General features: G+C 72.4%; 6 protein-coding genes and 1 pseudogene. 5 read left to right on the forward strand and 2 right to left on the reverse strand.

Annotated elements, in window-relative coordinates:
* Both JNW89_RS21560 and JNW89_RS21565 read left to right on the forward strand, forming a co-directional pair.
* Window positions 1-1,201, forward strand: a 1,201-nt coding sequence (locus JNW89_RS21560; RefSeq protein ID WP_306344889.1) for a DUF1343 domain-containing protein, incomplete at its 5' end; no start/stop codon positions are given.
* An 11-nt stretch (window positions 1,202-1,212) separates the two neighbouring features.
* Window positions 1,213-3,030 carry a serine hydrolase domain-containing protein gene (locus JNW89_RS21565; protein WP_238450279.1) on the forward strand — a complete coding sequence of 606 codons (1,818 nt, stop codon included), beginning with the start codon at window positions 1,213-1,215 and terminating at the stop codon, window positions 3,028-3,030.
* A 54-nt stretch (window positions 3,031-3,084) separates the two neighbouring features.
* On the opposite strand, the gene JNW89_RS21570 is transcribed toward JNW89_RS21565, so the two are convergent.
* Both JNW89_RS21570 and JNW89_RS21575 read right to left on the reverse strand, forming a co-directional pair.
* Window positions 3,085-4,503 carry a WGR domain-containing protein gene (locus JNW89_RS21570; RefSeq protein WP_238450280.1) on the reverse strand — a complete coding sequence of 473 codons (1,419 nt, stop codon included), beginning with the start codon at window positions 4,501-4,503 and terminating at the stop codon, window positions 3,085-3,087.
* A 172-nt stretch (window positions 4,504-4,675) separates the two neighbouring features.
* Window positions 4,676-5,152 (reverse strand): heme-degrading domain-containing protein, encoded by a 477-nt coding sequence (locus tag JNW89_RS21575; protein WP_238450281.1) that lies wholly within the window; start codon window positions 5,150-5,152, stop codon window positions 4,676-4,678.
* Window positions 5,153-5,338: 186 nt separating this feature from the next.
* Here JNW89_RS21575 and JNW89_RS21580 point away from each other — a divergent pair, with 186 nt between their 5' ends.
* The 3 genes and pseudogenes from JNW89_RS21580 to JNW89_RS21590 form a co-directional block, all read left to right on the forward strand.
* On the forward strand, window positions 5,339-5,698 hold the full coding sequence (locus JNW89_RS21580) for an MmcQ/YjbR family DNA-binding protein (RefSeq protein WP_238450282.1): 360 nt from the start codon (window positions 5,339-5,341) through the stop codon (window positions 5,696-5,698).
* A 231-nt stretch (window positions 5,699-5,929) separates the two neighbouring features.
* On the forward strand, window positions 5,930-6,901 hold the full coding sequence (locus tag JNW89_RS21585) for an NADP-dependent oxidoreductase (protein ID WP_238450283.1): 972 nt from the start codon (window positions 5,930-5,932) through the stop codon (window positions 6,899-6,901).
* A 371-nt stretch (window positions 6,902-7,272) separates the two neighbouring features.
* A pseudogene (locus tag JNW89_RS21590) lies at window positions 7,273-7,478 on the forward strand (hypothetical protein); the annotation flags it as partial.

The following is a 7,478-nucleotide window of genomic DNA, read 5'->3' on the forward strand; positions in this document are numbered from 1 at the left end:
CCGGTGTCCGCCGGGTCCGCACGGCCTGGACCAACTGGTGGCCTCCGACTTCGCCGTGCTCGCCGGCCAACGGGTCGGCGTCGTCTCGAACCCGACCGGCGTCGACGGGGCCTACCGCCACCTCGTCGACCTGATGCACGGCTCGGGCCAAGTCCGGCTGGCCGCGGCGTTCGGCCCCGAGCACGGCTTCCGTGGCTCGGCCCAGGCCGGAGGCAGCGAGGGCACCGGCGTCGACGCGCGCACCGGCATCCCCGTCTACGACGCGTACGGCGCCTCGCTGGCCCGGTGGGAGAGCATGTTCACCGAGGCGGGCGTGGACACGATCGTCTTCGACATCCAGGACGTCGGCGTCCGCTTCTACACCTACATCTGGACCATGTACACCTCGATGGTCGCCGCGGCCCGGGTCGGCAAACGCTACGTCGTGCTGGACCGTCCGAACCCGATCGGCGGGCGGGCCTACGGGCCGATGATGACCGCGCCGTACACCTCGGGGGTCGGCCTCAAGGAGATCGTCCAGCAGCACGGGATGACCGTCGGGGAGCTGGCCCGGTTCTTCAACGGCACGTTCCTGCCCGTCGAAGCCGGGCGACCGGTGGACCTGCACGTGGTGCGGTGCGAGCACTGGAAGCGGGACCGCCTCGCCGCCGACACCGACGTGCCCTGGGTGATGCCCAGTCCGAACATGCCCACCCCGGACACCGCGCTGGTCTACCCGGGTACCGGCCTCTTCGAGGGCGTCGCGTCGATCACCGAAGGCCGCGGCACCTGCCGTCCGTTCGAGCTGATCGGCGGGCTGGCGACCGACTTCGACCACCACTGGAGTGACCGCCTCAACGCCCGCGACCTGCCCGGAGTCGAGTTCCGCGAGGCGTACTTCGCACCGACCTCGGCCGGGCAGAAGCCGGCGCTGTTGAACAAGCTCTGCGCCGGCGTCGAGGTCAAGGTCGTCGACCGGGCGGTGTACGACCCGATCCGTACCGCGGTGGCGATGCTGGTGGAGGCGCACAAGTACCCCGCGTTCGCCTGGCGGCGCGACTCCTGGGACGCCGTCCGCCCGTACTGGATCGACAAGCTCACCGGGTCGCCCCGCCTGCGTACCCAGATCGACGCCGGAGCCGACGTGGACGACGTCGTCGGCGCCTGGGCCGACGAGCTGGCCGCGTTCGACCGCCAGCGCCAGCCTTACCTGCTCTACTGAGGAGTGCGGCCATGACCACTTCGTCCCGCCCGCTGCACCGTCCGCCCGCGCTCCGCCGGCTCGCGCTCGGCCTGGCCGTGGCCATCCTGGGTACGACCGCGCCGGCCACCGGGGCGGCCGGCGCGCCGCTGCGTGACGAGTCCGGGCCGCCGGTTGTCACCCCCGCCGACATCGACTTCCGGCACGACACGCTGCGGCCCGGCAGCGCCCGCGAGGTCGGTCTGCTTCCCGCGCCCGTGGACCGCCTCCCCGCAGACCTGGCGGCCTATCTCCAGCCGACGCCGGACCACCCCGGCTACCCGGCGTATGCGGGCGCGGTCGTCCTGGCGGCCAAGGACGGTGTGGTGGTGCAGCACGCCGCCGTGGGCACGGCGGTGCGGTACGCCGCCGTCGGACCGCCGCCCGGGCTGGTCGGGGTGGAGCTTCCCGCCGACCAGCAGATCCCGATGCGGCCCGACACCGTCTTCGACCTGGCGTCGGTGTCGAAGCTGTTCACCACGATCGTCACCATGCAGCAGGTCGAGCGGGGGCGGGTGGACCTGGACGCCCCGGTCGCCCGCTACGTCCCGGAGTTCGCGGCCGGCGGCAAGGAGGCGGTCACCGTACGGATGCTGCTGACCCACACCTCGGGTCTGCCCGCCTTCACGCCACTGTGGAGCAGATACCCGACGCCGGCCGAGCGGTTCGCCGCCGCGCTGGCCACGCCGCTGGCGGCCCCGCCCGGCACGCGCTACGTCTACTCCGATCTCGGCCTGATCGCACTGGGCGTACTCGTGGAACGGGTCACCGGGCGGCCGTTGGCCGATCTGGTCCGCGACGGTGTCACCGCGCCACTGGGCATGACCGACACCGGCTACAACCCGGGGCCGGAGCTGCGGTCCCGGATCGCCGCCACCGAGTACCAGCCGTACGCCGGGCGCGGCATGGTCTGGGGCGAGGTGCACGACGAGAACGCCTGGTCGCTCGGGGGCGTGGCCGGGCACGCCGGGATCTTCTCCACCGCGGCCGACCTGTCCCTCCTCTGCCAGTCACTGCTCAACGGGGGCGAGTACCGCGGGCGACGCATCCTCCGGGCGGACACGGTGCGCGCGATGCTCGTCAACTACAACGCGCCGCTGGAGGCGGCCTACCCGGAGAGCGATCGCGGGCTCGGCTTCGAGCTCAACAAGCACTGGTACATGATGGGACTCTCCTCCCCGGTCGCGTTCGGGCACACCGGCTTCACCGGCACGTCCATCGTCATCGACCCGCTCTCCCACTCGTTCGTCATCCTGCTGAGCAACCGGGTGCACCCCGACCGCGGCTGGGGCAGCAACAACGTCGCCCGGCGCGCGGTCGCGCGCGACCTCGCCGAGGCGATGCCGGTGCGACCCCGGTCGCGGGAGGCCTGGCGGGCCGACCCGCGCGACCTCGCGACGGTCACCCTCACCGCCCCGCTGCGCCGGGCCGCGCAAGGCGGCGGCGCCGCGAGCTTCCTACTCTGGTACGACACCGAGCCCCGCTACGACAGCACGCGGTTCGAGGTCTCCACCGACGGAGGGCGGACGTGGGCTCCGGCGCGGATGCTGCTGCGGCACGGGGACCGCCGCTGGACCAGCGACGGCACGGTCACCGGCTACGGCGGCCGGGCCTGGTGGCAGGTCTCGGTGGCGCTGCCCGACCAGGCGACCCACCTGCGGTGGAGCAGCAGCACCGACGGCTCCGGCCAGGGGCGTGGGGTGTACGTCGACCGGGTCGTCGCGGGGGACCGGGACGGGGTGCTCTTCGACGGCGAGGGCGTCGACGCCGCCCTCCTCGTCGCCGACGGGTGGTCACCCGCCCGCACCTGACCGGTTTACCCACCACCTGCGGTTCTGTGGATTCCCGTAAACGACGCGCCCTGCTCAGCGCAGCCGGCGGATGTCGCCGTACGCCCGGTAGAACCCGCCTCGGCCGGACTCGCGGACCTCGGTCACCAGGTAGCGGGCGCCCGGCTCACGGATGCCCTTGGGGAACTGCACCGACCAGTCGCGCCGGTAGCCGTCGGAAACCACCTGGACCCGCAGCCGCCCCCGATCGTCCAGGCACTGCACGACGACGCCCGCGCCGGCGTCGCTGGTCACCTCGACCACCGTCGGCTCCACCGTCCGTGGTGCCTGGCGGGGCGCCTTGACGTCCAGCACCTGTGGCACGTCGCCGACCTGGGCCGCCCGGATCGCCGGCTCGCTGGCGTCGATGCAGGCCAGGTGACCGCCGGTGGTGACGACATAGAGCCGATCGTCGTGGTACTGCATGGAGTACGCCGAGCCGCAGCCGGTGCCGAGCTTCCACAGTCGGGTGCCCGCCGCGTCGAAGCAGTAGATCGAGGACTGGCTGTCGCCGGCGAAGACGTACCGGCCGCCCTCCGCGGTCGCGCAGGAGAAGACCGGGGCGTCGCACCGGTACCGGCGTTCGACCCGACCGTCCTTGGCCAGCCGCACCACCTCGCGGGTGCTCGTCCCGGCGAACACGCTGCCGCGCTCCTGCCACCCGAAGAGCACCGAGCCGGTGCCGGTGTGCCAGAGCTCGCGGCCGGTACGCCAGTCGTAGCCGGTCACCCCCTGGGAATGGCCGTGGTAGAGCGCGTCGGTGTCGCAGCGCACCATCCAGGCGGAGCGGCCCCGCCCGGGCCGGCGCCAGAGGAACTCGTCCTCGTGGTCGATGGCGGCGATCCCACCGTCGGCGTCCGAGACGCCCAGGACGCCGTCGTGGATGTCCAGCCAGTAGATGTCGATCTCCGGGGCGATCGCGTACGCCACCCGGGGCACCTTGCCGGAGAGGTCGTAGACGTTGCCGTCGTCGCAGCCGGCGTAGATCCAGGCGTCGTCGGCGACGATGCACTTCACCCCGTCGGGGAGGCGGACCTGGCTGCGCACCTGGGCGTCGTGGCCGAGGGTGGTGATCACCCCGTGCTCGTTGCCCACCATGCAGTGCTGCCCGTCGACGAAGATGCCGAAGGCGGGGGCACCCGAGTTGTAGCGCCACAGCACCGGGGCGGTGCGGGCGGTGGAGCGGGTGCTGACGATCTGCCGTCGGGAGACGCTGCGCTTCTGTCTGACGCCGGGGACCGCCGGGGCGTACCCCTTGCGGACCTTCTCCCCGATCTTCTTCGCCGCGGCCGCCCGGGCCCGCGCGTTGTCCGGATAGGCACTCGCCTTGACCTGCCCCTGGTCGCCGATCCGGCCGTAGCGCACGGTCAGCGTGGCGTCCTCGACGACGACCTCGTAGAACTTGTGCGCACCGTCCACTTCGGACAGTTCGAGGTAGGTCGTCTCCTGCGACATGGGGGCCTCCGAGGGGTCAGCGACCGGCCCGACGTGGCCGGCGCGGCGACAGTGAGCACACGCTAACCACCGCCCCCGACAAGATCGGCGGGGTTGACGAGCCGCTGGTGGCGGCCGGTCAACCCCGATCCTTGCCCCCGAGGCTCGGGTCACTCACCGCCCCGGTATACGACTATCGCGAGGTCCCGCGAAGCACCTCGACGACGAAGCGGTGGTCGTCCAGTTGCGGAAGTCCGGAGACGCCGAACCAGCCCACCACGCCGGTGCCGCGAACGCGCAGGGGCACCGCGCCCCCGGCGGCCGCGTACTTCGCGGCCGGCAGTCCGAATCTCTCCGCCAGGGTCACCTGCTTGTCCTGGCACAGCCGTGCCATGTACAGCGACGAGTGCTCGAACCGCATCACGACTCGGCCCTTGCGACGCAGCCACCCGTCGTTGTCCAACGTCGAACCGGGCAGGCCGCAGTGGAACAACTGGCGCCCGGTCCGCCACACACCCACCGAGATCGGCAGGTTCCGCTCTCTCGCGGCGGCGACCGCCCGCATCCCCAACTCGTACGCGTCCGACTCCGACAGAGCCGGCAGCTCCAACTCGCCCTCCTCGCGCAGCAACTCCTCCAGCGTCGGCCACGCGTCATGGTCAAGTGGCATACGTACCTCTTCTTGGTCGAGTGGCGGACTGCGCCGGGTTCCGTGTTCGTGCTCGGTGATTGTCGCAAACCCGAGGGGTTCCCCCTCCGCGATGGGCGAGACGCCGGCGGCCCGGGCGGACATGATCAATGTCGGTGCTCAGGCGTAACCTCGGCCCGGTGAGGATCCGACCCGGGAGGGACCCCGATGGCTGACGCCGATGATGTCCGCCGGATAGCCCTGGCCCTGCCGCACGTGGTGGAGATCGACAGCGAGGGCTTCGACTTCCGGGTCGCCGACAAGGGATTCGTCTGGTCCTACCCCGAGCGCAGGCCGGGAAAGCCACGGGTGATCCGGACCGACATCGCGGTGCTCTTCGTCGGCGACGAGGCCGAGAAGCAGGCTCTCCTCCTCGGCGAGCCCGACCTCTTCTTCACCACACCCGGCTACGAGGGGTGGCCGCTGGTGATGCTGCGACTGGCCGAGGTCGATGTCGAGCGCCTGCGGGAGCTGGTGACCGACGCGTGGCGGATGCGGGCCCCGGACACGCTCGTCAGCGACCGTTGACGGCCGCCTGACCGGCGCGGGCGCCGCGATCGTTCGCCGGACCCTTGTGCGGGCCGAGGTGTTCCGGGCGCCGGCGACGCGGAGGTGGTCCACGGCAGGCCCGGTGGGCTCGCGGCCGGTAGCCCGACCGGGTGAACGGCGCTCGCGCGGGGACCCCCGACGACGGGTGCACCGGCATGCTGCCTTCGACGATGCGGTGCCCGCACGACACCGGGGTGGAGAGGATTCCAGATGGCAGACGGCGACGTGCCGGAGCAGATGCAGGCCGCGGCCTTCGACGAGTTCGGCGGTCCGGAGGTGATCACTCCGCGGATCCTGCCGGTGCCGCAGATCGCCGACGACGAAGTTCTGATCAAGGTGTGGAGCGCCGGCGTCGGGGTGTGGGACGCCATGACCCGGGAGGGCGCGCTGGTGCCCGAGGGAAGCAGCTTCCCGATCGTGCCCGGCGCCGAGGCCGCCGGCAGCGTCGCCGCCGTCGGACGGCAGGTCACCAACGTCGCCGTGGGCGACGTGATCTACGTGTACGGCTACACCCGGCCGAAGGGCGGCTTCTACGCCGAGTACGCGGCGACCAAGGCCGAGTACGTCGCGAAGCTGCCGGCCGGCCTGCCGGTGGAGCACGCGGGCGCCATGCCCACCGACGCGCTGACCGCCCTGACGGGCCTGGACGTGCTGGACCTGCCCGCCGGCGCATGGTTGCTGATCTTCGGGGCGAGCGGGGGACAGGGTCACCTGGCCGTGCAGTTGGCCAAGCGGCAGGGGCTCAACGTGGTCGCCGTGGCGTCCGGGGCGGAGGGCGTGGCGCTGGTGAGCCGGCTCGGCGCCGATCTGGCCGTCGACGGTCACGGTGACCTCGCCCAGGTGCTCGGGCGGATCCGCGAGGTGGCGCCGGACGGCGTGGACGGCCTGCTGGCGATGGTCGGTGGAAAGACGCTGGACAAGCTCACCGAGGCGCTGCGCGACGGCGGTGTGCTCGGGTACCCCCACGGGGTGCAGCCGGAACCGGGCGAGCGGCCCGGCGTGACGATCAAGGCGTACGACGGCGAGACCGGGCCCCGGCAGTTGCAGCGCCTCAACGAGCTCATCGAGGCCGGACCGTTCGAGGTGCACGTCGCCGAGAAGTTCCCGCTGGGGCAGGCGGCGGAGGCGCACCGTCGCCTGCGGACCTCCTTCCCGGGCAGACTGCTGCTCACGGTGGTCTGACCGCCGGCGGGCACCGCAACGCTGCTCGACACCTCGTAGGAGCCCGGCTCGCGTACCCGATCTCGGGTGTGGGGGCCCGGCCGGCGGGTAGGGGTTCGCCATGGTGAAGCGCGCGGTGTGGCAAGGGCTGGTCGCCGGGCTGGCGGGGGCGGCGGTGATGACCGCGGCGGAGAAGTTGGAGCAGCGGGTGACCGGGCGGCCCGACTCCCATGTGCCGGCCCGCGTACTGGCGCGGCTCACCGGCCTGCCGGAGGCACCGACGCGTCAGCCGCGGTGGCGGAACCTCGCGATGCACTACGGCCAGGGCGCGCTCGTCGGCGTGGTGCGCAGCATCATGCGCAGGCCGTCTGCGGGGCGCCTGGGCCTCGGGGATGTTCACCGTGGTCCGGCTGACCAACGATCAGATTCTGGAGAACGCCACCGGCGTGGGGGCGCCGCCGCAGACCTGGCCACGCGCCGAACTCGTCGTCGACGTCCTGCACAAGTCCGTCTACGGATTCGTCACCGGAGCGGTCGCGGACACCCTCGCCGCCCGCGACGCGCCGGCCCCGGCCAGCGGCACGCGGCGCTGCGCCCC

Source organism: Micromonospora sp. 4G55, assembly GCF_016803375.1.